This is a genomic window from Ruegeria sp. HKCCD7181, from assembly GCF_057221055.1.
This window is the reverse complement of record NZ_JBWVBC010000001.1, coordinates 543,770-569,173: the sequence shown is the minus strand read 5'-3', so window position 1 is coordinate 569,173 and position 25,404 is coordinate 543,770. Positions and strand designations below refer to the sequence as shown.

The window sequence follows — 25,404 nt, the reverse complement described above, 5'->3', positions numbered from 1 at the left end:
CGGAATGTTGGGGCTTGGGCAACAATCGCCCGCTGGGCACCTATTCCACAGTAATCGTAATCACCTCGGACACAATCGGCGTCGTATGCGGCACGTGTCCGGCGTCGCCCAGAACCAGCTGCAATGTGTGCTCGCCGGGCGGCAGGTCCAATGTCACCTCGGTCTGCCCACCGCCGAAATGCAGATGATTGTCATCTGATGGCAAGCCATAGGCCAGCTCATCGGCGCCATCTTCACCCTCGCCCAGAGGCGGGCGGTCGACCAGCAGATGGTGGTGGCCGGTGTTTTCCTTTTCAGTTCCCGCAGGCGCAACGCCCATTCCGCTGAGTCCAAAAACCACAGTGACAGGCGAGGTTACCGTGTCCCCGTCTGACAGATTCGCGAAATAGACCTTTGCGTCGGAGTTTGACGGTGTTTCACCGCCGGCCCAGACAAAAGTGGCGGTCAGACTAAAAAAGACGGCTAATAAAAAGGCTTTCATGATCTCCTCCCAGGTCACAAATTTGCCATTCTCAGCATAGCACAGTTGAACAGAAATCCGGAAAACCGTGCCTCACAAGGTCGATAGGCGTTTTGGAAACCACCGTTTCCACGTTTCCCAGTTGAAGACGATCCAAATCAAAACCCTGATATTATCCCATGTCTGCCCCGTTCTCGCCCAGATTGAGCGCAATAGTGAGACAACCAATAGAAGACCTGGGGTACGAGAATGGATCGACTAACCGAAATGGAGGCCTTTTCCAACGTGGTGGACCAGGGGGGGTTCACCGACGCGGCCAAAAAAATGGGCATTTCCAAATCGGCAGTGTCGAAGCACGTATCGAGCCTTGAGGCACGATTGGGTGCACGGCTGCTGAACCGGACGACGCGCCGGGTTTCACCAACCGAGATTGGCTTGGCCTATTATGATCGCGCCCGACGCGTTCTCAATGACGCAGGCGAAGCGGACGCGTTGGTGACTTCGATGCAATCTGCACCGTCGGGTTTGTTGCGGATCAGTGTCGCGACGGATTTTGGCGTAAACCACTTGTCTCCGGTTCTCTCAGAGTTTCTGACGTCTTACCCCGACATTACAGTGAACATGGTGCTGAATAACCGCTATGTGGAGCTGATTTCCGAAGGATTTGACGTTGCCGTCCGTATTGGCGAGCTGGAAGACAGCACCCTACGCGCGCGCAAACTGACCGAGACCGTAAAACGCATGGTCGCGGCGCCGAAATATATCGAGCAATTCGGCCGCCCTCAGAAGATTGATGATCTGAACGAGCACAAGCTGCTGCATTATTCCAGCCAGTCTTCGGGCAGTGTCTGGAAGCTGACCGCGCCGTCCGGTGAAAAGCGGCAGGTGCGCACTGCCGGCTGGCTGAGTGTCAATGACGGGCAGTCGTTGCTGAATGCAGCTATCTCGGGCCTGGGGATCGCGCATCTGCCAAGTTATCTTTATGCAGACGCGTTGAAATCCGGTCTGGTCGTGGACGCGATGCCGTCGCTGCCGGATGAGGTTCAGGGCATTTACGCCGTGTACCCGCCGGGCCGCTTTACGCAACCCAAGGTACGGGCATTCATTGATTTTCTTGTCGAGTCCTTTGCTGAAAAAGGCACGATGGACTGGTAATAATCTCCCTGTGGCAACTGTAAGCCCGCGCCGGTTTGCGCGGGCTTTTTTTATTTGTTGATGACTGATAGCCCCATTGCCTTGGCGACCGCACGCAACGAGTTCGTCAGAACCGCCTGACCCGGTAAGGGACTTTCTGTTCGACGAGCGAGCAACGCAATATCGCGATTGGCGTTAGTTATGCTCAAAGGACGCAGACGCACCTCATCCCGGTAGAAACCCTGCCTGCGCGCATAGAGATCGGGCAGTACAGCCACCCCCACGCCCGAGGCCGCCATCAAAACAATGGAATCCAGAGTTGTGCCTTCATATTCGTCCGAAACCACACCGCCGCATTCCGCAGCAAGCGCATATACGATACGGGACAGGCGGTGGCTCTGGTCCAGTGTCAGGAACAATCGGTTTTTGAGATCGGCAGCCGTAGCCCCCTGCAGATCGCTTGCCAGTATGTCATCCACGGCCACGGCAACCCAAAGGGTTTCGTTAAACAGCCGCTGTTGCATCGTGTTAGGGTGATCCTCGGGAGTCGACAGGATCAAGTCAAAGCGGCCTGACTTCAGGCCCAGCTCCAGATCGCGGGTGTTTTCTTCCCGAACGATGATGCGGAGGCCGGGGCGCATCTGGTGCACCTCTTTGATCACTTGCGGAAGCAAATAGGGTCCGATTGAGGGCAATACACCCAAACGAAGGCGCCCGCCGACCGGTGTCTCGCTGGTCATGGCATGGCGCAGGTCTTTCACGTCCGCCAGGATTTTTTGCGCACGCGCGATGAAGTCCTCGCCTCTCGCCGTCACGTGAACGCCGCCCCGGTTGCGATCGAATATTCGGACGCCAAGCTCTTGTTCCACGGTCGCAATCTGGGCTGACAGGCTGGGCTGGCTGACATTCAGCACCTCTGCGGCCAGGCTAAAGCGTCCAAGGCGGCTGACAGTGACGATGTATTCCAACTGACGCAGAGTGGGCCGCATATCTATAGTTTCAACCTAACCAAATCTTAGCAAGATAGTATTTGTTGAGTTCGATTTTGCAAGGCACCTAGCCCGGAACGAGGGAACAGGAGCCTGTAATGCCAGGGGTTATCGAGACGCTTTCCAGTAATCTGCTGGTGCCGACTATATTGTTTTTTGCTCTTGGGCTGCTAGCAGCCTTTGCGCGTAGCGATCTGTCGATTCCCGGTGGAGCGGTGAAATTCATGTCGTTGTACTTGTTGCTGGCCATCGGTTTCAAAGGCGGCAGTAGTCTGGCCGCGCACGGCATTCATCAGGACCTGTTTCTGACGCTATTGGGCGGTGTGGCATTGTCATTTGCTATTCCATTCGTGGGCTTTGGTCTGCTGCGGGTGATGACGCGACTGGATTCGCTGAACGCGGCGGCTGTTGCCGGACATTACGGCTCGATCTCAATTGTGACCTTTGTCACCGCCACCAGTTTGCTGGATCTGACAGGGCTGGACCATGACGGGTTCATGGTCGCCGTCGCCGCAGCGATGGAGGTACCCGCGATCCTGTCAGCACTGTGGCTGGCGCATAAAACGGGCGGCAACAGAGTTAAAGATGACAAAATCTGGCAGGACCTGCTGGCCAACGGGTCAATCGTGCTGCTGACAGGGTCGTTCCTGATCGGAGCCATCACAGGCGGTAAAGGAATGCAGATGATTGCGCCTTTCATCGTGACGCCCTTCACTGGCATTCTGTGTCTATTCCTGTTGGATATGGGCCTGTCGGCGGGCCGCAGCCTGATCCGGAACCGTGACAAGCTGTCGGTTGGGCTATTTGCCTTCGGCATGCTGATGCCGCTGATCGGCGCAATGATGGCGTGGGCCATGGGTATGATAATCGGATTGCCCCAAGGCAGCCTTTTCCTGTTCATGGTGCTGGCGGCTTCGGCCTCTTACATCGCCGTACCAGCTGCCATGAAAATCGCACTGCCCAAGGCCGAGTCCGGAATTTACCTAACCCTGTCCTTGGGCGTGTCCTTTCCGTTCAACATCACGGTTGGCCTGCCACTGTATCTGTGGTGGGTCAGTTGACCAGCAAAACCGCCTCGACCCGGCGATTGATGTCGCGGCCCGCAGGTGTCGCGTTCGAGGTAATCGGCGCCAGGTACCCGGCCCCTTGCGCCTCGACGCGGTCGGCGGCAACACCGTGAGCTTCGATCAGACGGGTGCGAACGGTCTCGGCGCGCCGGGTGCTGACTGCAATATTGGCCTGCAGTGCACCGGTATCATCGGTGTGCCCCACCAGAGCCAGCCGGGTGCCGGGATTATCAGTCAGATAGGCGGACAACAAAGCCAGCGAAGCAAACGGTCCTTCGCCCAGCGCCACTTCTCCCGTCCGGAAGTGCAAATCATCCAGAATTACATGCCCGTCTCGGCGCAGATCGGACAACAACCCACCCGATCCGTCAACCGTTTCTTCGATCACCAGAGGCGGCGTGGGTTTCGTGCCAACTGGCGTGACCCGGATCATCTGAACATACCCAGCTGGTGGATTGCGGCTGATCAGCAGAGTCAGAACCTCATCCCCGCGTGTCGCGGACAGGAAACGGTAGTCATGTATGGCCACATACATGTCGGGCGTCGGCACAACTTCTGTACCAAAGCGAAAATCGAAGCCGCCACAGGTCCGAGCCTCACATTCGAATTCAATCTCATACCCTTGCGCCTGAAGCTGGTCTCGCAAGGGGGCCAGAATTTGCAGTGTCGTGCTGGAACCCGCCTGCAACCGCCACGTGATCCGTTCGACCCGTCCTTCGACCGTGCGGGTGGGAACAGTGTCATCCGCAAAGGCCCCGACGGGCAAGTCGTAGCTGTCCAAAGCGCTGGTGCGCTCGCTTATCTGGCGCGCACTGGCTGGCAGAGTCAGGTCTTGCGCAAGAACAGGGCCGGCAAGCAGAACCACACACAAAGACAGAACTCGGATCATCGGGCCTGCGCGTGGTATTCGGGGTTTGGAACCATGCCAGTGGCGCTGGCGACGCGGTTGGTCATATTGAAGAACCCCGCCACATTCGCGATGTCCCAGATGTCGCGATCTTCGAAGCCTACTTCGCGCAGACGCTGACGGTCGGGCTCCTCAACCTCGGCGCTAGACGTGGTCATTTTGGCGGCGAAGTCCAGCATGGCGCGCTGACGGTCATCCAAAGGTGCGACCCGATAATTCATAACCAGCATTTCTCCCAATTGCGGATCGCCGGACAGTTGGCGAACAGCAGCGCCATGGGCGACGAGGCAATAGAAACACTTATTGATGGACGAGACGACCACAGCGATCATCTCGCGTTCCAGTTTGGATAACGCGCTGTCGGCCAGCATCAGATCGTTATACATCGCGGTAAATGTGTTCAGCTTTTCGATGTCAAAAGCATTGGCGCGCAGCACATTGGGGATCATGCCCAGCTTTTCGACGCAGATATCAAAGTACTTCTGCGTTTCGGGCGGCAGCGGGTCTACCATCGGTAAATTCAGCGCGGTGGGCATTTCCTGATCGGTCAATTCGGTCTCCTCAGACGCGTTGCCGGTAGTGGTATTCTCCGACGATCTCCATCCCAAGCGAGTGGTAGAGGCCGTTGGCCCCGGCATTCGCTTTGGTACAGATCACGCTAAGGGTCTGGGCCCCGTTGTCCAGCGCCCAAATGGCCGCGGCACGCATGGCCCATTGCCCCAACCCCTGACGGCGATGTTCGGGCAGGATTTCCACCGCATGCACCATGGCTATACCGTCGTGAATCGCGACAAAGCCCGCGCCGGCCGGCTGATCCTTGCGCCGCATCAAAAGTCCGGTCTTTGTTCCCTGCACCCGATCCATGACCGCCAGCCGTTCCGGACCGATGCCCCCCTGTGCCCAGATCTCGTGCATGATCGCAAGAGGAGGCCAGATGTTGAATATCGTCACACGCGGGATCGGCAGGTCTGTCAGGTGATCAACCGGGCAAGAATAAATGTTCACAGGATCCAGGATATCATACCCACGATCTGCCAGCTGACCGTCCAGCACCTCGTCACCGGGGCGCAGGCAGAACAGGCGTTTCTGCCCGATGGCCAGCATCGCAGCCTCGGCCGTATCAATATCGGCGCTGCTTACATCACCCAATCGGCTGGCTGCTGACACGCGGGATCCGCCGCCTTGACCATGACGCAACTGCAGTGGGCCCAGCTGCTCGAACCGCGCAGCGGGCCAAGTGGCGTCGACGATTTCAGCCCAACTGACGCTCACAGTTCAAGCTCTTTGGCAAGGCGGGTCATGGCGGCGTCGACGCGCGCGCCTTCGGCTCCCCGGACCACCACGTTGGCGCCAAATACGCCGTTCATCTGGAACGGATAGCATCCAATAGACAGATCCGAGAACTCCTCAGCAAGAACCGTCAGTGTGGCGGCGATATCGCCCTCTCCACGATCGACACGCAGGGTTTGGGACAACAGGGGGCTTCCCCCCGTCAGACTAGGCAAGACACTTGCCACCATGGCCTGGAAGATCACCGGAATACCGGCCATCACATGCACATTTCCGATGCTGAAACCCGGCGCGGTCGACACTGGGTTGTCGATCAGCTCCGCCCCGTCCGGAATACGCGCCATGCGCAGGCGGGCCTCATTCAGCTCCAGACCTGACTTCTCATAATGTATCTCAAGCAGGGCCCGCGCATCCGCCCGGACATCAATTGACGCGCCAAACGCCCGCGCCATGCAATCTGCGGTTATGTCATCATGGGTCGGACCGATGCCTCCACTGGTAAAGACATGGTCGTACAGCCGAGACAGAGCCTTGATCGCAGGTTCTATCGCCTGGGCATCATCGCTTACAATGCGCACTTCCTTCAGATCGATCCCATGTTTGGTCAATTCCTGCGCCAGAAAATGCATGTTCGCGTCGCGGGTGCTGCCCGACAGAATCTCATCCCCGATCACAAGCATCGCGGCAGTTGGATTGGCCATGGAACCCTCTCCTCTTGATCGACTGTCAGGGCAGGTATAGGCCCTTGGCCATGCGATTTGAAACCCCCCTTGTGCCCGCCCGCCTGATCCGACGCTACAAACGCTTTCTGGCTGATTGCAGATTGGAAGACGGGCGTGAGGTAACAGCGCATTGTGCCAATCCCGGCTCGATGATGGGACTGGCCGAGCCGGGCGAGAAAATCTGGCTGGAACCAAATGACGATCCGAAGAAGAAGCTGAAGTACGGCTGGAGGCTGGTCGATCATGAGAATGGGCACTTCACCGGGGTTGACACCTCGGTGCCCAACAAAGCTCTGCGCGCAGCGTTGGAGGCTGGTGAGATACCCGAATTGGCAGCATATGAATCCGTGCGGACCGAAGTGAAATACGGCGAAAACAGCCGCATCGACTTCCTGCTGACCCAACCCGGATTGCCCGATGCCTATGTCGAGGTCAAAAGCGTCACCCTCTCACGCCAACCCGGACTGGCGGAATTCCCCGACAGCGTCACCGCTCGAGGAACCAAACATCTGGGTGAACTGGCGGCAATGGTGGCACTGGGGCACCGGTCAATCATGCTTTATCTGGTACAGCGCACAGATTGCGACCGATTTGCGCTGGCGTCAGATATCGACCCGACCTATGCCGCCGCATTTGAGGTAGCACAGGCCAAGGGCGTCGAGCGGCTGGTCTACGGGACGCGCATTTCGCCCAAAGGAGTTTGGGTGGACATACATCGAATGAGTGCCATCGCTTTGAACAGTACTCACTAGAGCTGCTCAGAATTGTCGCGGGCCAACCGTAAAGCTAACTGCGAATTATGTTTCTTCGCTTAGGTCCGGCCACAACTCTGTATCCAGACCCTGAATAAACGGTTCAAGCTGATCCGCGACCGTCCGCCAGCGCCCGACCGAAGACGCGCTGACCGGTTTACGAACCTGCAAACTGCTGGCCGTTTTGACGGCATCCGACGATTTTTGCGGCGACAGCATGCTGTCTTCGAAGGGCAGATCGCACATCTGTGCAAGCTCAGCGGCGGCGGCGTTCAGATTGTCGACCAGATATTCGTATTGAATGTTGTGAATGCGGCCCGGCAGTTGGTTTTGCCAATGCAGCATGTAGCGGCGATAGCGATTGGCCTCGGCCGCCATCCATTTGAAGTCATGGGTGAAATAGAGACCTGCAGCGCCAAAATGCGTGCGCCACATAGAAAGCGCGACATCTCGCGGATCCCTCTGAACATTCAGAATGACCGCATTCGGGAAAGCCTGTGCCATAGCGCCAAGGAACGCATAGTTGCCCGGCGCCTTGTCCACAAATGCCACTGTGTTTTCCGCAAGCTTCGGAATGTAATCGATATAGAAATCCGCCAGTTTCTGCGCCTGCTGCCCCTCGGATGGCTGGGCTTCGGCTTTCCTGGCCCATTGATGAACACTGGCGAGCTCTCCCAGCCCCTGAACACCGGAATGCGCCGCCAGAATGCGCTCGACAAGCGTTGTGCCGGATCTGGGCAAGCCGACAACGAAGATCGGGCGCGGTGCATCTGGACGCGGATCAGCCGAAGCGACGGGCAGAGGCGCAGCCAGCCGTTTCCGGCAATCCTTCGCACTGCGCTCTTCCCATTCTTGGAAGCCCTCTTTCAGCAACGTGTGGGCCTCGGTCAGGTGATGCATCTCCTGCGCAATGTCTTTATCCCGCTTCGCTAGGCCAGCAGCCGCGAAGTGAGCCATCGACGCTGCTTCCCTGTTGGGCAGTTCAGCGCCGAGCACTTTTGATATCTGGGTTTTCAACGCCGAATAGTCGTCCGGCGATAGGTTCGGAAGCGTTGCCATGAACTCAAGAGTCTCGGGAAAGCCGGGGGCAAGCGCAAACGCCGCGCGCGCATGTTTCAGCGCTTCATCCAGCTGCCCCACCCCAACCTGAGCCTTGGCCAGACGCAATTGACCATAGTGGAACTTTGGATGCTGCCTGACAAGCGCCGTCAGCACGCCGATGGCCCGGTCCCACTGATGCATTTCGTCCAGTATGTCCGCCTTCAGACAATGCGCCTGCAAGTTTCCCGGCTGGCGTTTCAGTACCAGTTCAATTGCGGACAGAGCTTTTTCCGTCTCACGCTCCCGCAGCAATGCCATTGCCCGTATGAACTGCTGAGGCGGTGTCAAAGGTGCCTTCGCCCCAATCTTTGCGAAGAACCGCAACGCTGCGTCTGCATCCCCGCCCTGAACCAGACTCAGCCCGTAGTTTTGAATCAATTCAGGATTTCCCGGGTCCAGCCGCCAGGCTTGTTCGAGATGCGTCTGAGCCAGCTTGAATTTTTGTTGCTGGATTGCACTCAACCCCGCAAGCCTTGGCAATGCCGGCACATTTGGCCACTTTTTGGCAGCCTTGGTTGCCCGCTTGAAAGCACGTTCCGGCCGGCCGTTTTTGAGCAGATCAGCAATGCTGGAAATCTCGGCCCTCAACTGGTCAGCTTTTTGCATTGCTTTGCCCTTCTGTCGTTTGCGCAACCTGCAACAGTTCGCCTCGTGCTAGTTCATTCTGTCCGCAGGGTCCACCTGCGATGACGCGTTTGGCCGCCGCGGCCTTTACATTGTGACCCTGCACCCTCTGGTACTTTCTGCACAAGCAGCGTAAAAGGAGTGCTGCGCGAAACATTTGGAGCCTAGCGTCGATGAAAGAACATCGTGGCCGTCTGACCAAGGACGGTATCCGCATCTATGAACAGGGTGACTTTGCCGGGATGCACACGGCAGGGGCCTTGGCCGCGCGGATTCTTGACGATATTGCGGAACACGTCTTTCCCGGCCAAAGCACGGGCGAGATCGACCGGATCATCACACAGATGGTCGAGGATGCCGACGCAAAATCGGCGACTATTGGCTACAAAGGCTACCAACACGCCAGCTGTATTTCGGTCAACCATGTGGTCTGCCACGGAATTCCGGGCGACAAGAAGCTGAAGGATGGCGATATCCTGAATATCGACGTCACCGTCATCGTCGACGGCTGGTTCGGCGATACTTCGCGCATGTATGTTGCCGGGAAACTGCCGCGCAAGGCCGAGCGGCTGATCCAGGTGACCCATGACGCGCTGTTCAAAGGCATCGAAATGGTCAAACCGGGAAATACGTTCGGCGATATTGGCCACGCTATCCAGGCCTATGTCGAATCACATCGGATGAGCGTGGTGCGCGATTTCTGTGGTCACGGGCTGGGCCGTGTGTTCCACGCGCCGCCCAACGTTCTGCATTACGGTCGTCCGGGCACTGGCGCCAAGCTGGAAGAAGGTATGTTCTTCACCATCGAGCCGATGGTGAATCTGGGCCGCCCCGAGACCAAGACATTGGCCGACGACTGGACCGCTGTGACCCGCGACAAGTCACTGTCGGCGCAGTTCGAGCATTCGGTGGGGGTAACCGCTGATGGGGTCGAGATTTTTACCCTTTCACCGGGCGGCAAATTCCACCCGACCTATTCGTCCTGATCCGCGGCCTGCTCGCGCAGTACTTTCAATAACAGAGTTTCACTGCCCCACGGCGTAATCGCATCGTGAATGAATACTGGCGCGCGCATGGGTTTGGGGTCCGGCCCGGTCTCGGTTTCGGCGTCCTGTGAAAAGGCCCACAGCGGAGGGGTCAGCGTGCGATCCATGCGCCGGATATTAGCACGAAGGGGTCAAATTCCCAAAAGCGCCGGAACCTCGGCCATGTCAGTAAACAGCTCGGCCCCGAGGTCCGCCAGCTTTGTGCCATCTCCGTGCGGAGCATAGGCCAGACAGCGCATATTGGCGCGGATTGCGGCGGTAACTCCGTTCTGACTGTCTTCGATGACGACCGCGGAAGAGGCGCCGAACCTTTCTGCCGCCTTCTCAAACATCGTCGGGTCCGGCTTTGCAGTTCCAAGCTCATGCGCCGAATACATGACGTCGCTGAACCGGTCCCACAGGCCGTTCTGGCCCAGTGTGATTTTCATCTTGTCCGGGCTTCCGTTCGACGCGACGCAGAACGGAATGCCCTGCTGATCCAACGTTTCTATCAAATCGGGAATGCCCGACACCAAAGACACACCGGCCCGCAGGCGGTCATAGGTTTCCGCGTATACCTGATCAACCCAGTCATCAGGCAACTCTGCGCCCAGCGCCCGCGCCTTGTCGCGAACTCCGGTCATGGTGCCACCGAGGAAAAAACCAACGCTGTCCTCGAAGGTCAGGTTCAACCCATATCGCGCCAGGTTCTCGACCAATACCTGATTGGACAAGGGCTCGCTATCCACCAGGACGCCGTCGCAATCAAATATGACCAGATCATGCATGTGGACCTCCGCCTGCTTCAGGGTTTGACGTAGCCGAGGGATCGGTCACATGCAAATCGGCAATCGGCACCAACCCGCCCGACTTGTTTCAACCTGAAACAGTCCTCCACATCAAAGAGATATGCGTATCACCGTATTTCCGCGCGTCCTGCAGGTCGAACCCGGTGGGGGCAGCCATCGGGGCGTTTTCTTCCCAGACCAACAGGGCGTCATCACTAAGCCAACCTCCGGCAATCGCAGCGGCAATCGCCTTCTGGCCCAAGGATTTGCCATAAGGTGGATCAAGAAAAATCAGGTCATATGGCGCACCGGGATTATCAGCCAGACGCGTTGCATCCCGCCGGATCAGATCTGTTCGATCGGCGCTGTGGGTGAGGTCGATATTCTTGCGGATCAGACCCTGCGCCACACGTCCGTCGTCTACGAATGTCACGTGGTCCGCACCGCGCGACAACGCCTCCAGGCCCAGCGCGCCAGTACCGGCAAACAGATCGAGCACACGCAGGCCTTCGAAATCGATCTGGTGGGTCAGCACATTGAACAGGCTTTCGCGAACCCGGTCGGTGGTAGGGCGCAGATGCGCACCCGCGTCGCCTTTGCCGACCGAGGCCAAGGCACGGCCCCGGAAATCCCCGGCAATGATCCTCACGCCTTGAGCAGCGGCTTCAGGTCCGCATCCGGGTCAGCCACGATTGCCGGATCGGCGGTCTTACCGGAATCAATCAGGCGTTTGCCGACCATGTAGGCGCGCGGGTCGTTCATTGCATCCACCGCGATCAGTTGATCACCCTTGTAATACCAGAAAGACACGGTCTGCCCCTCGCCCTTGCGAGTGACGACACGGTCATAGCCCGTGTTCAGACCCGCAATCTGCAATTTGATGTCATACTGGTCCGACCAGAACCACGGTGTAGCCACATAGTCTTTGGCCGCACCCAGCATGTTCTGCGCCACGACTTCGGCTTGATCGATCGCGTTTGGTACGCTTTCCAGGCGAATGCGGTCACCTTGATGTGGGAAGGACGCGCAATCGCCCGCCGCCCAGATCGACGGGTCGGAGGTGCGGCCATGGGCATCGGTCTTGATGCCGTTGTCCAGCTCGAGCCCTGCCATTTCGGCCAGTTGGGTCGAGGGCGCGATGCCCACACCGACGACAACGAAATCGACGTCCAGCTCGGTGCCGTCTGTCAGCGCTGCCCCGGTGACTTTGCCGTTTTCGCCCAGCAGGCGGTCGAGTCCGACCCCTTCGCGAATGTCGGCACCGTATTCGCTGTGAAGGGTGCGGAAATAGTCGCTGGTTTCAGGTGCAGCGACCCGCTGCAGGATGCGGTCAGCCATCTCGACCAGAGTCACCCGGACCCCGCGCTTGGCGCAGACCGCTGCGGCCTCGAGCCCGATATAGCCACCGCCGACAATCAGCGCACGTGCACCTTCGGTCACATAGGGGCCCATATCGTCGACATGCGCCAGATCACGCACCACGTGGACGCCCTCCAGATCGCCACCGATGGCGGCGGGCAAGCGGCGCGGGTCCGATCCGGTCGTCAGGGCCAGTTCGTCATAGGAAATCACCTCATCACCCAGCGTCACTGTCTTGGCCTGCGCGTCGATCCCAGTCACCGGCTGGCCCAGTTTCAGGGTAATGTTGTTTTCAGCATAAAAGCTTTCGGGCCTTAGAAACAGGCGCTCCAGCTCCATCTCGCCCAGCAGATAAGCCTTGGAAAGCGGCGGGCGCTGGTAGGGCAGATGCGGTTCGGCCCCGATCAGGGTGATGTCACCTTCGAACCCGTCCTTGCGCAACCTGGCGACAAGCGATGCCCCCGCCTGTCCGGCACCTATCACTACTATATGGCTCATATTCCTCCCGCCCTGTCTTCTTTATGTGGTCTCGTTCCCTTGCCCACCTATATTGCGGCGGGGACCGACTCTGCAAATCCAAATGACAGGAGCTTCTAAATGATTTCAGCCGGCGATACTCTGCCCGATGCGACATTGATCCAGAATGGAAACGACGGCCCGGAAGAGGTTCGGGTTTCGGAAAAGACCAAAGGACGCAAAGTGGTGATCTTTGCCTTGCCGGGTGCGTTTACAGGCACGTGTCATTCGAAACACGTTCCCAGTTTTATCCGCACGAAGGATCAGTTCGATGCAAAGGGCGTGGATGAAATCATCTGTGTCTCGGTCAATGATCCCTTTGTCATGAAAGCCTGGGGCGAAGCCACCGGAGCAACCAAAGGAGGCCTGACCATGATGGCCGATGCGGCATCCGAATTCACCAGGGCGGTCGGCATGGAATTTGATGCGCCGCAAGTCGGCCTGTTCTCTCGTTCCAAGCGCTATGCGATGTTGGTCGAGGACGGTAAGGTCGTGGCCTTGAATCTTGAAGATGACCTGGGGGCATGCGAGGTTTCGTCTGGTGAAGGGTTGCTGGAGAGGATCTGAGCTCGGTGGCTCCTGGCGCTGACCGGACGGCATGATTCCTATTTAACTTGATACAACGCCCCGATGCGCGAATACTTGGCGCATTCAATCAAGGAGTTCGTTGATGAGGCTTAAGGCGATTACGTTTATCCTCGGTTGCACGGGCGCATTGGCAGCCTGCGGACCGGCCCCGACACCGCAACAACAGGCTGCGCGTCAGCACGAGATTGCATGTCTCAGCGGAACTCTGGGCGGTGCTTTGATCGGTGGTGCCATCGGCAACCAATTCGGCGGCGGGTCGGGTAAAACCATCCTGACGGCTGCCGGCGCGGCCGCCGGTGGTTTCGAAGGTCAGAGATACGCGTGCTGAGGAGAATTGAGATGAAAACCGTAACTCCAGTGATCCTGACCCTGATGATGACCGGCGCAGCCATGGCTGAGAGCGTCGCGGAACTGCACGAAGCCGAGTTGAAAGCGATCGACACCAACAATGACGGGTTTCTGTCCAAGGAAGAGTTCAACGCGTTCTCGGACTACGCGTTTCAGGAAATGGACGATGACAAGAACGGCACTCTGGGTCAGAGCGAAGCTAAGCCCTTTCTGGATATCAAACAGTTTCAGTCTGTTGACCGCGACGGCGACAGCCTTATTTCCAGGGCTGAGTATGACGCGCAGATGAACGATGACTTCAACGCGGCCGATCAGGATGGCAATGGCCGTTTGGACTAGCGGCAGGAGCATGAAATGAACAAATGGATCGGATTGGGCGCAGTTGCCTTGTTGGCGGCCTGCGACGCACCGCAGGCAACTGTGGTTACGGGGCCGGACGGGCAGGTAGGCATCCAGATCAATACCAGTGGATTGACGTGTTACAATACGCGTTGTCTGGACATCAATCCCGCCGCGCGCAGTGTCCGGTCCGTCGGCAACCGTACGACCGGCATTCCCGGCAACATCGACGTCAGCGATGGCACCGTAACCCCGGCCGAGTTCGAACAAATGGGTGTAGCCGCGATGCTGGCGGGCGGCATGGGATCAGGCGGTGATCGATAACAGGCTGTCCATCTTACGCGCCAACTTGGCATCCAGAGACGACAAACCGCCTACATCGTGGGTAGAAAGCACCACCTCGACCGTTCGATAGACATTGGACCATTCGGGGTGATGGTTCCATTTCTCGGCAAAGATCGCCACCTGGGTCATCCAGCCGAATGCGTGGACAAAGTCTTCGAAAATGAAGGTCTTGGTAATCGCGTCACGGTCTTCGACCATGGTCCAGCCATTTCTGAACAGCGGGTCCAGCAGCGGGCCGCGGGTCTCGGTCGACAATAGTTCGGTCATTGCTGTTCCTCCGGGTTCGATTTCCTGAACGGACCGTAATCCGTTAGAATCTCGATCTCTTCTCCCACTGCATGGGCCTCGGTGTCCAGATATTTCGCAACGGCGTCCGCAAAGCCCGGATCGCCGATCCAGTGCAGGCTGTGCGTTTGCGTAGGAAGGTAACCACGCGACAGCTTGTGTTCGCCCTGCGCACCGGCTTCGACACGGGTAAGACCGTGGGCAATGGCAAAGTCGATCGCCCTATAATAGCACAGTTCGAAATGCAGGCAGGCGTGATGCTCGACACAGCCCCAGTATCGGCCATAGAGCACTTCGCGCCCGATGAAGTTCAACGCGCCCGCGATAGGGTATCCGTTTCGCTCGGCCAGAACCAAGGCCATGTCATCGGCCATGGTTTCCTGCACGATATCAAAGAATTGCCGGGTCAGGTACGGTGCGCCCCATTTGCGGGATCCGGTATCCTGATAAAAGCGCCAGAAGGCATCCCAATGCTCGGGCCGAAGATCAGCACCGCTCAGAGTACGAATGTCCCCGCCAAACCCACAGGCCAGCGCTCGCTCCTTTCGGATATTCTTGCGTTTGCGCGAAGACAGGGCGGACAGAAATCCATCAAAATCCGAATAGCTGTCATTCAACCAGTGAAATTGCTGCGAGGTTCGGGTCATCAGGCCCATCTGCCCACCCGCCAGCGCCTCGGCCTCGGTGCAAAACGTGGTGTGCAGGGACGACACCTGGTTTTCGGCAGCCAGTTGAACAGCACCCTGCACCAGTGCGGACATGCCTACAGCGTCATACCCGGGTCGGACAAGAAACCGCCGCCCCGTGGCCGGGGTAAACGGAACCGCGATCTGCAGTTTCGGGTAATACCGCCCGCCAGCGCTTTCATAGGCATGGGCCCAGCTGTGATCGAAGATGTATTCGCCTTGGCTGTGGGATTTGACGTACATCGGCGCCGCACCGATCAGCATCCCGTCCATATAGGCAGTCAGGTACTGTGGCTGCCAGCCGGTGCCGCGCCCTACCGAACCGCTCTCCTCAAGCGCGGACAGAAATCGATGGGTGGTAAAGGGATCAAACGGGCGTCCGCCATCCGCGGCTTCGGGGCAGGCGCAATTGTCCCACTCGGTCGCAGAAATCTGCGAAAGCGAGCCCAGAACCCGTACTTCGATTTGTGCCTGATCCATGTCCCCTCCGCGCCTGATCATTATTTGTGACAGCGCGGGGTGGGTTCAAGCAGGATGTGCCGCCAAATACCCTTCGAAGGTCACATTGTCGGCAACCTTGCGCGCTTCGGCCTCTTGTTCCGGCGAGCGAACAGTCCAGCACAGGATCGGGACGCCCTGCGATTTCAGCTCCGCCACGCGAGGACGGGAAAGGTCTGCGGCCTCGTGGCTGATGAAACTTGCACCGACACGAGTGAAATCCGGAATGTCACGCAAGTGGTCGCACACGTGCGAAGGCAGACGCTCAACCTTGGGCTGGTAAGCACACGTTACAATACCGCGCGGCAATTGCGGTGCCAGACGCGCCAGTTCCGCGACGGAATTGGGATTGAAGGACATCAACGCCACAGGTCCGTCATAGCCCTGCAATGCGCGAACCGCATCGGCCTCGAGCGCACCGATATTCGTGCCCATCGCGCCATCCTGATCTTTGAATTCGATCAACAGGGGAACACGGCCGGCAACCAGTTCCAGCACCTCATCCAAAGTCGGAATACCTTCGCCATCCGAATGCAATAGCGAATGCGAATGCGCCTGCGTTGCCGTGATCTGCTGGATCGGACCCGACTGCCCTGTCAGGCGTGTCAGGTCGTAGTCATGAAACACCATTGCCTGACCATCAGCGGTCAGTTGCAGGTCGATCTCGATTCCGTAGCCTGCGTCGACCGCGGCGCGAATGGCCGCCCGGCTGTTTTCCGGGCGGTTGTCAGAAACGTCGTGCAATGCCCGATGCGCGATCGGGTGGCGCAGAAATTCTGCTGGAAGTGATGGCGTCATTGAACTTCGAAAATCCCCTCGATTTCGACCGCCACACCCAGCGGCAGGGATGCGGCACTGACGGCCGAGCGCGAGTGATGCCCGGCCTCGCCCAGCGCTTCGACCAGAAAATCAGAGGCGCCGTTGATCACCTGCGGCTGCGCCGTAAAATCGGGGGTCGAGTTCACAAACCCGGTCAATTTGATCACACGCACCAGTTTTTCAATGTCGCCGCCACAGGCCGCCTTGACCTGGGCCAGCAGGTTTATGGCACAGACTTTCGCCGCCGCTGCGCCTGCCTCAACATCCATGTCATCACCCAACCTGCCGGTGATCAGATTGTCGTCCTTGGAAATCTGACCCGAGACATAAACGATGTTGCCCACGCGCACGAAGGGTACATAGTTCGCTGCAGGTGCTGGCCCGTCCGGCAGATTTACGCCCAGGCTGTCCAATTTGGCCGCGATGCTCATGAGTTTTTCCTCACCTAAAATTCGACTCGCGCGGACGCTAACCGGGATGAGGCGACTGGGAAAGCCAGAAACCTGAAATTTTGCCGACTGCCACGGTCTGAGCGTAACTTCTCTTATTCCGATGATCGTTCTTTCTGTCACTTTACCGAAATGTATTGGCCGGGTTAAAGGCTAGGTGTTTCCATTCGAGCTTGAAACTTTTATGTGTCAGCAACTTGAGGCCCCGAAGACCAGCCATAGCACTAGTGATTGAAAGCCTGGTGATTCCGAACCGGCGATCTGGAGTAACAAAGACCGTGTCGAGCAGAGTCCGTTTGAAGCACTTTTTTATTCTGTCCGTCATCGCCATGCTGAGCGCATGCGCATCGCAACCGGCCGAGCAAGCGGCGCGTGGCGAGATATTCGATCCCTACGAAAATGCAAACCGGGGTATTCACAAATTTAATTTGGGCCTAGACCGGTTTCTGTTTCGCCCGGCGTCAAAAGGATATGTAAAGATTGTGCCCGACCCGATGGTCACAAGCTTTAACACGTTTGCGGAAAACATCTCGCTGCCCGGTCAGGCAGTGGATTACCTGTTGCAGGGCAACCCGAAACAAATGGGCAATGCGTTAGTTCGGTTCTTGATCAACATGACTGTTGGCGGTGTCGGATTATCATCCCCTGCAGATGAACTGAACCTGCCGCCTGTCGACACGGACTTCGGCGAGACCCTGCATGTCTGGGGTTTTAGCGAGGGTGCGTATGTCGAGCTACCGTTCTATGGCCCGTCGACTACGCGCGATGCGGTCGGGGTTGTGGTCAATCTATTCTCGAATCCGATCAATTTCAGCCCAACGCGCCCGGCAGACAACCTGGGTGTTTATGCCGAGATCGTGCGCCGCATGGGTGACCGCGGGCGGTTCTCGGATACTGTCGACTCGATACTGTATGAAAGTGCGGACAGTTACGCCCAGGCGCGCACGATCTACCTGCAAAATCGACGCTTTGAACTGGCAAGGGACGACGAAGAGGCCTATCTGGGACTCTATGACGACCCTTATGCCACAACCGGGACCGACCCAGTCAGGGACCCCTATCTCGACCCCTACGAGGACCCCTATGCCGAATAACCTGTTGAACCGCCGCCGCTTTGTCGCAACTGCCCTGACCGGGCTGACGGTCGCAGCTTTGCCGCTGCCCGCTTTTGCACTTACCGAAGCCGGAGCCAAGCAACTGGTCGATAGCGTGGTGGCCGACATCACCCGTGTCATCGAGTCCGGTAAATCCGAAAATGCCATGCTGCGCGACTTTCAGAAGATTTTTGTGCAATATGGCGATGTGCCGATCATGGCCCGTTATGCGCTAGGTGCTGATGCGCGCACGGCCAGCCCGGCCCAGCTGCGTCAATTCACCAAGGCGTTTCAGGGCTATATTTCCCGCAAATACGGTCGCCGTTTCCGTGAGTTCATCGGCGGTGAAGTGACGGTTCGCAACGCACGAAAAATCAAAACCGGTTACGAGGTCAGAACCTCGGTCAAACTGCGCGGCTCATCCCCGTTCGAAGTGACTTTTCTGGTGTCGGACAAATCCGGCAGCGGCAAGTTCTACAATATGTTCATTGAAGGCGTGAACCTGCTGCTGACCGAACGCACAGAAATTGGCGCGATGCTGGATGCACGCAAAGGCAATCTGGATCAACTGATCAAGGATCTGAAAAAGGTCGGCTAAGCCTGCCATAGCTTTCCAAAAGGCCGCCGCGCGATCATTTCGCGCGGCGTTTGTTTTTAATTCAGCCGTTCACCGGTTTCCTTGGCAAAGTACGAGACTTTGCTCATGTCGAAGGCGAGGTTCAACATCTGACCCGCCTGTGCACTGGTTTCTGCATGCAGCCGGGCCGTGACCTGTTTGCCGCCCAGTTCTGAGACGACGTAGGTGTCCGCTCCGGCCGGTTCGACCATGTCAACCATACAAGCGGCCTCTTGCACGCCGGCACCAGCACGGAATCCGGCTTCGGCAATGTCTTCTGGGCGCAGACCCAGGATCACGTCATTTGGCAGGGACAGGTCGCGGGCATCGTTCAGCACCAGAGTTTCGCCCGCATCACGCGCGATCGATATCTGCGTGCCCGATCCGCTATTCGTCGCCTGCGCCGGGATTAGGTTCATGGCGGGTGAACCCATGAAGTCGGCCACAAACAGATTGGCGGGGTTGTTGTAAATCTCCGCGGGGCTGCCGATCTGCTGCACGATGCCGCCTTTCAGAACCACAATCTTGGTGGCCAGCGTCATCGCCTCGATCTGGTCGTGCGTTACATAGACAATCGAGGCATCCAGCGTCTGGTGCAGTTTCTTGATCTCGGTCCGCATTTCGACCCGCAGTTTCGCGTCGAGGTTCGACAGCGGCTCGTCAAACAGGAACAGCTTGGGATCACGCACCAGCGCCCGACCCATCGCCACTCGCTGACGTTGACCGCCCGACAACTGGCTGGGGCGGCGATTCAGCAGCGGTTCGATCTGAAGTAACGAGGCCACATCTTTTAGCTTGGCGTCCTGCGTGGGCTGATCGACGCCGCGCACCTTCATGCCAAAGGTGATGTTCTTGGCCACCGACATGGTTGGATACAGCGCGTAAGATTGGAACACCATCGCGATGTCGCGGTCCTTGGGACTGACATGGGTCATGTCCTTACCACCGATGGCCAGCGTGCCGCCGGTGATCGGCTCCAGCCCTGCAATACAGTTCAGCAGAGTGGACTTGCCGCAGCCCGATGGTCCGACCAGCACCAGGAAATCGCCCGGCTCGATCGAGATATTGATGTCCTTCAGAATCTCGGTCGCGCCGTAATTCTTATAGAGATTGTTGATGTCGAGAATGGGAGCCATGAGTCTATCCCTTCACAGAACCGGCGGTCAGGCCGCGGATGAAATACTTACCGGCAACGACATAGACGAGCAGCGTCGGCAGCCCCGCGATAATCGCGGCGGCCATGTCGACATTGTACTCTTTGACGCCGGTGGTGGAGTTTACGATGTTGTTGAGCGCCACGGTCACGGGCTGCGTTCCCGCCTGGCTGAACGACACGCCGAACAGGAAGTCGTTCCAGATCTGCGTGAACTGCCAGATCACGGTCACCACGATGATTGGCAGCGACAGTGGCAGGAAGATCGACCAGAAAATCCGCAGGAACCCGGCCCCATCTACGCGGGCTGCCTTGGTCAGCTCGGACGGAATGGTGACATAGTAGTTGCGGAAAAACAGCGTGGTGAAGCCCAGCCCGTAGATGACGTGGACAAAGATCAGGCCCGGAATGGTTCCGGCAATCCCCATCATGCCCAGCAGACGCGCCATGGGCAGCAGAACAACCTGAAACGGGATAAAGCAACCAAACAGCATCAGCGAGAAGATGATGTTGGCGCCTTTGAACCGCCACTGCGCCACGACGTAGCCGTTCAGCGCACCTAGCAGGGTCGAGATGGCAACTGCAGGGACCGCGATCAGGACCGAGTTCCAGAAGTAAGGCCGCAGGCCTTCACATTGGATACCGGTACAGGCGCCGGACCATGCGGTTTTCCAGGCGTCAAAGCTGACCTCGCGGGGCAGTGAGATCAGGCTGCCGGTGCGGATTTCCTCAAGGCTTTTCAGTGATGTGGTCAACATCACGAACAGCGGCATCAGGTAATACAACGCGAACAGGCCCAGCAGGACATATAGCAGCCAACGCAGGGCAATCTTGCCAGTGGCGCTTTGGGTGCGGGTTTCGGTTTGGGGCATCGACAGATCAGTCATTTTTCGCCCTCAGCTCTGAGTAAAGGTAAGGAACCACGATGGCAAAGACGACCAGCATCATGATCATCGCGGAGGACGCCGCCTGACCGATATCGCCGCGCGAAAAGGCCATTGCGTACATGTAGGTTGCCGGCAGGTCGGTCGCGTAACCCGGACCGCCACCCGTCAGGGCGATGACAAGGTCAAAGCTCTTGATCGCAAGGTGGGCCAAAACGATGAAGGCTGACAGAAAGATCGGGGCCATCGAAGGAATGATGATCGCGGTATAGATACGCCATGTGGGAATACCATCGACCTGCGCGGCTTTGATGATCTCTCCATCCACCGACCGCAGACCGGCCAGAAACAGCGCCATGACAAAGCCCGAGCTCTGCCAGATCGCAGCAATCACAATGGTGTAGATCGCGTAATCGGGGTTCACCAGCCAGTCGAATTCGAAGTTGGGGAAGCCCCAGCCCTGCACCATGGCCTCGATCCCCAGACCCGGGTTCAGGATCCACTTCCACGCAGTACCGGTGACGATCATCGACAGCGCCATCGGGTACAGGTAGATCGTGCGGATCGCGCCTTCGACGCGGATTTTCTGATCCAGCAGGATGGCCAGCAACAGGCCCAGTATCATCGCGATCACGATGAAAAGCGCACCAAAGATGTACAGGTTGTTGATCGCCGTATCCCAACGGGGCGAGTCAAACAGGCGTTCGTACTGAATGAAGCCCTTGATCTCGTATTTCGGCAGTAGTTTCGATCGGGTCAGCGACACCCATGCGGTCCATCCGATAAATCCGTAGACAAAGATCAATACGGCGATGAACGACGGTGCCAGCACCACCTTGGGCAGGTGGTTTTCCAGCCATTCGGACATTTTAGCCTCCGGGGAAAGGTGCTCTGCCCCTCAGTATAGGGGGCAGAGCGTATTGGATCAGTAGCTGTTTGCCACTGCGTCCGCCAGTTGCTGAACTGCGTCAGCCGAGGACATATCCGAGTTGAAATGCGCGGTCACAACATCCGTGATCGCACCGGCCTGCGAACCGCGCAGCGCCATGCCATGGGCATAGGACGGCAGCAGCGAGCCACCCGCCGAGGTCGAACCCATGTCTTCGGCCGAGATCTTGGCGCAGATGTCGAACGCATCCAGTGCAACATCGGTCCGTGCCGGGATCGAACCCTTGTTGAGGTTGAACACTTCCTGGAAGTTCGGCGCAACGATCAGCTTGGCCAGAAGTTCCTGACCGGCGCGGTTGTCGTCACCTTCCACTTCGAACATGGCAAAGCTGTCGACGTTGTACAGATATCCGTCGCCGGGGGTCGAGGCGCACAGGAAATCTTCGCCGGGGGTTTTGCCAGCGGCCAGGAATTCGCCCTTGGCCCAGTCACCCATGATCTGGAACGCCGCTTCGCCATTCATCACCATAGCGGTGGCAAGGTTCCAGTCGCGACCCGAGAAGTTCTCGTCCACGTAACCGCGCATTGTACGCATCTGATCAAAGACCTGTACCATGGTGTCCGAAGTCAGCGTTTCGGGATCCAGGTCCACAAATGCTTTCTGATAGAACTCGGGACCACCGAGACCCAGCGCGACCGCCTCAAAAACGGTGGCGTCCTGCCATGCCTGACCGCCGTGGGCCAGCGGGATCACACCAGCAGCCTGCAGTTTTTCGGCAGCGGCGTTGAACTCATCCCAGGTTGTGGGCATTTCGATGTCATTGGCGGCCAAGATGTCGGCGTTCGCCCAGATCCAGTCGATACGGTGCACGTTTACCGGCGCCGCGCACCATGTGCCTTCACACTGCATATGTCCCGCGATCGATGCAGGAAGAACATCAGCCCAGCCTTCAGCTTCGGCTACGCTGGAAATGTCGGCCAGAACGCCTTCTTCGTACCATTCCTGAATGGCGGGGCCTTTCAGCTGAACAGCCGTCGGCGCGTTGCCAGCCAGAACACGGGCGCGCAACGCGGTCATCGCCGCATCTCCGCCACCGCCAGCAACCGGCATGTCAGTCCAGGTGCCGCCGTTCGAGGCGAACTCTTCCTGCAATACGGCAACCGATTTGGCCTCCCCACCCGAAGTCCACCAATGCAGGACTTCAGCCTGCGGTTCGGCCACAACGGACGACCCAGCCGCAACGGCCAAAGTCGAAACGGTGGCAAATGCAAAACGCTTCATTTTTGTCTCCTCCCTGAGAATCCCTTGCCGCCGAGACGGCAGCCATGTGCGTAATACTGCGACCAGAAAGACGTCTGGCAACGGATAATCCGGGCCAAAGCCCTGACGGATGGGAATTTTCCACCGCTTTTGTTACAGCATGTTACGTTGACCTTGAATCTGTTGCAGATCGTTACAATTGGCGGCAACACCGGAGGACAGATTGGGAGGACAGACAACGTGAGCATTCCGCGACTCTTGGTGGTGGATGACGATCCGGAGATGCGATCAATGATGACCCAGTTCTTTCAGCAGAACGGATTTATCGCCCTGCCCGCCAGTTCGGAAAAGGATGTACGATCGCACCTGACCTCGGGGCGGATCGACCTGATCCTGTTGGACGTGATGCTGGGAGACGAGAATGGCGTGGAAATCTGCGCTCGTCTGCGACGCGAACAGGATGTGCCGATCATTCTTGTCTCGGCTCTTTCGGCGGATCATCAACGCATGGCGGGATATGAGGTCGGAGCTGACGATTACATCGCCAAACCGTTCAACCCTCAACTGCTGCTGGCTCGCGTCCGGGCTGTGATGCAGCGGGCGCGGCGAACTTCGTCTCTGGCCTACCGCCGCCGCACACGTACGTTTCACTTTGGCGGCTGGACCTACGACGGCAAACGGGACGAAGTACACTCGCCTGAAGGGTACCTGGTGTCCCTGTCGCAGCGCGAGACCGCATTGCTTAAGGTTTTGTTGGCCAATCCGCACATTCCGCTGACCCGGGACGAAATCGCCGCTGCCCTTGATGTCACCGGTGAAACCGACAAGCCCGAGGCGCAGGGACGCGCCATCGACATGCTGGTGGGGCGCCTGAGATCCAAGATCGAGACCAACCCGAAGGACCCGCAAATGCTGCGGACCGAACGCGGTGTGGGATATGTCTTTGCTGCTGAGGTCACGGTGGAAGAGGACGCATGACCCTGCGCCTGCGCAGTCTGGGCTGGATCTGGTCTTTAGGGGGATTTGCCTCGGGGTTGCTGGCGGCTGGGCTGTGGTTTGCTTCCTCGCAAGCCTGGGACAGGTACCTGACGCGATCCTTCGTGGCGGGGTTTTCGGTCTATGAAGAGTTGCGCACGGGCATCGCGCCGACGACCGCCATTTCCATAACACCTTTGCCCCCAGAGGCTGCCGCCCTCGCCGAAGCTGGCATGTTCGAACAAATGCCCGGGTTCTCTGGCCGCCGTTTTGTCACTAACCTGTCTATTCTGACGGATAGCTCCTCGCCGATAAGCGGGCGCGAACTGACGCTTGCGGTGATGTCGGACCGGCTGGTTTATCCGATTTCGGGCATCGTTTCAGAAAGCGACCAGACCGGACCAGAGAAACTGGGCAATCTGACACGCCTTCTTGCCACTTATTGCAGTGAACCGATCCTGATAGCGCAATTCGGACGCGGCCCTTGGCAACAGGTGGACGGGACCGGTATCTGGGGATGCAAGGCGGCTCCTGCGGACCTTCGCTTACCTGCCATTCTCGCTGCCGTCGTAACTTTGGCCGTCATTCTGACATCAGTCGGAAATGTCTCCGACACGTTCAGCCGCTTCTCACAGGCGCTGCGTGACCGCAGGCGGCGCGGTGGGCCCGACAGCTATGACGCAGACGGGCCGGAAGAGCTGCGCGAGATGGTTTCTGCCGTAAACGATCATCTGGATGACGAGCGCTCACAGCTGGAAAAACGTGCCATCGTTTTGTCAGGCGTCAGCCATGACCTGGGCACGCCCGCGACTCGCGTCCGCCTGCGCGCCGCACTGATCCCCGACGCCGATTTGCGCGAAAAGCTCGAAGCCGACGTGGACCAGATGACCGGCATGATAGAAAGCGTTCTAACTTATACGCGCTCCGAGCTGAGCATCGAGGAACCGCGTCAGATTTCACTTACCTCTCTCGTCGAGTCGATGGTCGCCGATTACCAAGACATGGGACAGCCCGTGACCCTGAAAGAAGTGGCTCCGGTTACAGTCGAAGGCGCTCCGTCTGTCTTCATGTCCCGCAGGGGCCGGGGATCCCTGACCGAAACCCGGCGCATTCTGGTCACGGCGCGCCCGATCACATTGAAACGCGCATTGACGAACCTGATCGACAACGCCCTGAAATATGGACGCCATGCCGAGGTCGCGCTGGAAACCGACGCGCAAACCGCCACCATCATCGTCGAGGACAAGGGTACCGATCTGTCTGTCGAGGATATCGAAGCGTTGCTGACGCCATTTCGGCGCGGCTCGAATATCGGGTCGTCTGACGGGTTCGGGTTGGGCCTGACGATCGCCACAACCGTTGCCGAGCAGCACGGTGGTACGCTGCAATTCGAAGCCGGGGAACAAGGCCTGCGTGCGCGGTTATTGATCACCCGGCAATAG

The 25,404-nt window shown here is 58.1% G+C and carries 31 protein-coding genes; 12 read left to right on the top strand and 19 right to left on the bottom strand.

The window, feature by feature from the left end:
• Nucleotides 1-40: 40 nt before the first annotated feature.
• Nucleotides 41-481, bottom strand: coding sequence for a DUF4399 domain-containing protein (locus tag AC2TCY_RS02830; protein ID WP_480845323.1), 441 nt, complete (start codon nucleotides 479-481; stop codon nucleotides 41-43).
• A gap of 228 nt (nucleotides 482-709) precedes the next feature.
• Between AC2TCY_RS02830 and AC2TCY_RS02825 the strand changes: the two genes are divergently transcribed.
• Nucleotides 710-1,615, top strand: coding sequence for a LysR family transcriptional regulator (locus AC2TCY_RS02825; RefSeq protein WP_480845322.1), 906 nt, complete (start codon nucleotides 710-712; stop codon nucleotides 1,613-1,615).
• 50 nt (nucleotides 1,616-1,665) lie between these two features.
• On the opposite strand, the gene AC2TCY_RS02820 is transcribed toward AC2TCY_RS02825, so the two are convergent.
• Nucleotides 1,666-2,583 carry a hydrogen peroxide-inducible genes activator gene (locus AC2TCY_RS02820; protein ID WP_480845321.1) on the bottom strand — a complete coding sequence of 306 codons (918 nt, stop codon included), beginning with the start codon at nucleotides 2,581-2,583 and terminating at the stop codon, nucleotides 1,666-1,668.
• A 98-nt stretch (nucleotides 2,584-2,681) separates the two neighbouring features.
• Here AC2TCY_RS02820 and AC2TCY_RS02815 point away from each other — a divergent pair, with 98 nt between their 5' ends.
• Nucleotides 2,682-3,644 carry a sodium-dependent bicarbonate transport family permease gene (locus AC2TCY_RS02815; RefSeq protein ID WP_480845320.1) on the top strand — a complete coding sequence of 321 codons (963 nt, stop codon included), beginning with the start codon at nucleotides 2,682-2,684 and terminating at the stop codon, nucleotides 3,642-3,644.
• On the opposite strand, the gene AC2TCY_RS02810 is transcribed toward AC2TCY_RS02815, so the two are convergent.
• From AC2TCY_RS02810 to AC2TCY_RS02795, 4 genes are read right to left on the bottom strand one after another with little or no spacing between them, the layout of a single operon-like run.
• Nucleotides 3,637-4,539, bottom strand: coding sequence for an OmpA family protein (locus AC2TCY_RS02810; protein ID WP_480845319.1), 903 nt, complete (start codon nucleotides 4,537-4,539; stop codon nucleotides 3,637-3,639). The two genes, AC2TCY_RS02815 and AC2TCY_RS02810, sit on opposite strands and share 8 nt — an antisense overlap.
• Nucleotides 4,536-5,108 (bottom strand): peroxidase-related enzyme, encoded by a 573-nt coding sequence (locus AC2TCY_RS02805; protein ID WP_480845317.1) that lies wholly within the window; start codon nucleotides 5,106-5,108, stop codon nucleotides 4,536-4,538. The genes AC2TCY_RS02810 and AC2TCY_RS02805 overlap by 4 nt, the downstream gene beginning before the upstream one ends.
• Before the next feature lie 10 nt (nucleotides 5,109-5,118).
• Nucleotides 5,119-5,829, bottom strand: coding sequence for a GNAT family N-acetyltransferase (locus AC2TCY_RS02800; protein WP_480845316.1), 711 nt, complete (start codon nucleotides 5,827-5,829; stop codon nucleotides 5,119-5,121).
• Entirely contained in the window at nucleotides 5,826-6,548 is a 723-nt protein-coding gene (locus AC2TCY_RS02795; protein WP_480845314.1) for a competence/damage-inducible protein A, read from the bottom strand. The genes AC2TCY_RS02800 and AC2TCY_RS02795 overlap by 4 nt, the downstream gene beginning before the upstream one ends.
• Nucleotides 6,549-6,598: 50 nt before the next feature.
• On the opposite strand from AC2TCY_RS02795, the gene sfsA reads away from it, so the two are divergent.
• On the top strand, nucleotides 6,599-7,321 hold the full coding sequence (gene sfsA, locus AC2TCY_RS02790; protein WP_480845313.1) for a DNA/RNA nuclease SfsA: 723 nt from the start codon (nucleotides 6,599-6,601) through the stop codon (nucleotides 7,319-7,321).
• 45 nt (nucleotides 7,322-7,366) lie between these two features.
• Here sfsA and AC2TCY_RS02785 read toward each other — a convergent pair whose 3' ends face one another.
• Nucleotides 7,367-9,028, bottom strand: a complete 1,662-nt coding sequence (locus AC2TCY_RS02785) for a tetratricopeptide repeat-containing sulfotransferase family protein (protein ID WP_480845312.1) — start codon at nucleotides 9,026-9,028, stop codon at nucleotides 7,367-7,369.
• Between the two features lie 191 nt (nucleotides 9,029-9,219).
• Here AC2TCY_RS02785 and map point away from each other — a divergent pair, with 191 nt between their 5' ends.
• Nucleotides 9,220-10,032: a type I methionyl aminopeptidase gene (gene map, locus AC2TCY_RS02780; protein WP_480845311.1), complete on the top strand. Its 813-nt coding sequence runs from the start codon at nucleotides 9,220-9,222 to the stop codon at nucleotides 10,030-10,032.
• On the opposite strand, the gene AC2TCY_RS02775 is transcribed toward map, so the two are convergent.
• From AC2TCY_RS02775 to AC2TCY_RS02760, 4 genes are all read right to left on the bottom strand, one after another.
• Nucleotides 10,020-10,199 (bottom strand): hypothetical protein, encoded by a 180-nt coding sequence (locus tag AC2TCY_RS02775; protein WP_480845309.1) that lies wholly within the window; start codon nucleotides 10,197-10,199, stop codon nucleotides 10,020-10,022. The genes map and AC2TCY_RS02775 overlap by 13 nt on opposite strands.
• Nucleotides 10,200-10,223: 24 nt before the next feature.
• A complete protein-coding gene (locus AC2TCY_RS02770) occupies nucleotides 10,224-10,859 on the bottom strand; it encodes an HAD family hydrolase (protein WP_480845308.1) in 636 nt (211 codons plus the stop codon).
• A gap of 88 nt (nucleotides 10,860-10,947) precedes the next feature.
• On the bottom strand, nucleotides 10,948-11,508 hold the full coding sequence (gene rsmD, locus AC2TCY_RS02765; protein ID WP_480845307.1) for a 16S rRNA (guanine(966)-N(2))-methyltransferase RsmD: 561 nt from the start codon (nucleotides 11,506-11,508) through the stop codon (nucleotides 10,948-10,950).
• On the bottom strand, nucleotides 11,505-12,716 hold the full coding sequence (locus tag AC2TCY_RS02760; RefSeq protein WP_480845306.1) for an NAD(P)/FAD-dependent oxidoreductase: 1,212 nt from the start codon (nucleotides 12,714-12,716) through the stop codon (nucleotides 11,505-11,507). The genes rsmD and AC2TCY_RS02760 overlap by 4 nt, the downstream gene beginning before the upstream one ends.
• Before the next feature lie 99 nt (nucleotides 12,717-12,815).
• On the opposite strand from AC2TCY_RS02760, the gene AC2TCY_RS02755 reads away from it, so the two are divergent.
• The 4 genes from AC2TCY_RS02755 (at nucleotide 12,816) to AC2TCY_RS02740 (ending at nucleotide 14,333) form a co-directional block, all read left to right on the top strand.
• Nucleotides 12,816-13,301 (top strand): redoxin family protein, encoded by a 486-nt coding sequence (locus AC2TCY_RS02755; RefSeq protein ID WP_480845305.1) that lies wholly within the window; start codon nucleotides 12,816-12,818, stop codon nucleotides 13,299-13,301.
• 103 nt (nucleotides 13,302-13,404) lie between these two features.
• Complete coding sequence (locus AC2TCY_RS02750) at nucleotides 13,405-13,650, top strand: glycine zipper 2TM domain-containing protein (RefSeq protein WP_480845303.1); 246 nt, start codon at nucleotides 13,405-13,407, stop codon at nucleotides 13,648-13,650.
• 11 nt (nucleotides 13,651-13,661) lie between these two features.
• Nucleotides 13,662-14,009: an EF-hand domain-containing protein gene (locus AC2TCY_RS02745; protein WP_480845301.1), complete on the top strand. Its 348-nt coding sequence runs from the start codon at nucleotides 13,662-13,664 to the stop codon at nucleotides 14,007-14,009.
• A 15-nt stretch (nucleotides 14,010-14,024) separates the two neighbouring features.
• Nucleotides 14,025-14,333: a hypothetical protein gene (locus AC2TCY_RS02740; protein WP_480845299.1), complete on the top strand. Its 309-nt coding sequence runs from the start codon at nucleotides 14,025-14,027 to the stop codon at nucleotides 14,331-14,333.
• On the opposite strand, the gene AC2TCY_RS02735 is transcribed toward AC2TCY_RS02740, so the two are convergent.
• From AC2TCY_RS02735 to AC2TCY_RS02720, 4 genes are read right to left on the bottom strand one after another with little or no spacing between them, the layout of a single operon-like run.
• A complete protein-coding gene (locus tag AC2TCY_RS02735; protein WP_480845298.1) occupies nucleotides 14,316-14,621 on the bottom strand; it encodes a 4a-hydroxytetrahydrobiopterin dehydratase in 306 nt (101 codons plus the stop codon). The two genes, AC2TCY_RS02740 and AC2TCY_RS02735, sit on opposite strands and share 18 nt — an antisense overlap.
• Nucleotides 14,618-15,805 (bottom strand): GNAT family N-acetyltransferase, encoded by a 1,188-nt coding sequence (locus tag AC2TCY_RS02730; protein ID WP_480845297.1) that lies wholly within the window; start codon nucleotides 15,803-15,805, stop codon nucleotides 14,618-14,620. The genes AC2TCY_RS02735 and AC2TCY_RS02730 overlap by 4 nt, the downstream gene beginning before the upstream one ends.
• 45 nt (nucleotides 15,806-15,850) lie before the next feature.
• Entirely contained in the window at nucleotides 15,851-16,621 is a 771-nt protein-coding gene (locus AC2TCY_RS02725; protein ID WP_480845296.1) for a glycerophosphodiester phosphodiesterase family protein, read from the bottom strand.
• On the bottom strand, nucleotides 16,618-17,073 hold the full coding sequence (locus AC2TCY_RS02720; RefSeq protein ID WP_480845294.1) for a RidA family protein: 456 nt from the start codon (nucleotides 17,071-17,073) through the stop codon (nucleotides 16,618-16,620). Before AC2TCY_RS02720 ends, AC2TCY_RS02725 begins: the two co-directional genes overlap by 4 nt.
• A 347-nt stretch (nucleotides 17,074-17,420) precedes the next feature.
• Between AC2TCY_RS02720 and AC2TCY_RS02715 the strand changes: the two genes are divergently transcribed.
• Together AC2TCY_RS02715 and AC2TCY_RS02710 are read left to right on the top strand one after the other, a co-directional pair.
• The gene (locus tag AC2TCY_RS02715) at nucleotides 17,421-18,185 is read left to right on the top strand and encodes an MlaA family lipoprotein (RefSeq protein ID WP_480845495.1); all 765 of its coding nucleotides are present in this window, start codon (nucleotides 17,421-17,423) and stop codon (nucleotides 18,183-18,185) included.
• A complete protein-coding gene (locus AC2TCY_RS02710; protein WP_480845293.1) occupies nucleotides 18,175-18,783 on the top strand; it encodes an MlaC/ttg2D family ABC transporter substrate-binding protein in 609 nt (202 codons plus the stop codon). Before AC2TCY_RS02715 ends, AC2TCY_RS02710 begins: the two co-directional genes overlap by 11 nt.
• Nucleotides 18,784-18,839: 56 nt before the next feature.
• On the opposite strand, the gene AC2TCY_RS02705 is transcribed toward AC2TCY_RS02710, so the two are convergent.
• The 4 genes from AC2TCY_RS02705 to AC2TCY_RS02690 are packed head-to-tail and all read right to left on the bottom strand — an operon-like array spanning nucleotide 18,840 to nucleotide 23,008.
• Nucleotides 18,840-19,937 (bottom strand): ABC transporter ATP-binding protein, encoded by a 1,098-nt coding sequence (locus tag AC2TCY_RS02705; protein ID WP_480845292.1) that lies wholly within the window; start codon nucleotides 19,935-19,937, stop codon nucleotides 18,840-18,842.
• Nucleotides 19,938-19,941: 4 nt separating this feature from the next.
• Nucleotides 19,942-20,841 carry a carbohydrate ABC transporter permease gene (locus AC2TCY_RS02700; RefSeq protein ID WP_480845290.1) on the bottom strand — a complete coding sequence of 300 codons (900 nt, stop codon included), beginning with the start codon at nucleotides 20,839-20,841 and terminating at the stop codon, nucleotides 19,942-19,944.
• Nucleotides 20,834-21,706 carry a carbohydrate ABC transporter permease gene (locus tag AC2TCY_RS02695; RefSeq protein ID WP_480845289.1) on the bottom strand — a complete coding sequence of 291 codons (873 nt, stop codon included), beginning with the start codon at nucleotides 21,704-21,706 and terminating at the stop codon, nucleotides 20,834-20,836. The genes AC2TCY_RS02700 and AC2TCY_RS02695 overlap by 8 nt, the downstream gene beginning before the upstream one ends.
• Before the next feature lie 57 nt (nucleotides 21,707-21,763).
• Nucleotides 21,764-23,008, bottom strand: coding sequence for an ABC transporter substrate-binding protein (locus tag AC2TCY_RS02690; protein ID WP_480845288.1), 1,245 nt, complete (start codon nucleotides 23,006-23,008; stop codon nucleotides 21,764-21,766).
• Between the two features lie 219 nt (nucleotides 23,009-23,227).
• Between AC2TCY_RS02690 and AC2TCY_RS02685 the strand changes: the two genes are divergently transcribed.
• Together AC2TCY_RS02685 and AC2TCY_RS02680 are read left to right on the top strand one after the other, a co-directional pair.
• Nucleotides 23,228-23,965 (top strand): response regulator transcription factor, encoded by a 738-nt coding sequence (locus AC2TCY_RS02685; RefSeq protein WP_480845287.1) that lies wholly within the window; start codon nucleotides 23,228-23,230, stop codon nucleotides 23,963-23,965.
• Nucleotides 23,962-25,404, top strand: a complete 1,443-nt coding sequence (locus tag AC2TCY_RS02680) for a sensor histidine kinase (RefSeq protein ID WP_480845286.1) — start codon at nucleotides 23,962-23,964, stop codon at nucleotides 25,402-25,404. The genes AC2TCY_RS02685 and AC2TCY_RS02680 overlap by 4 nt, the downstream gene beginning before the upstream one ends.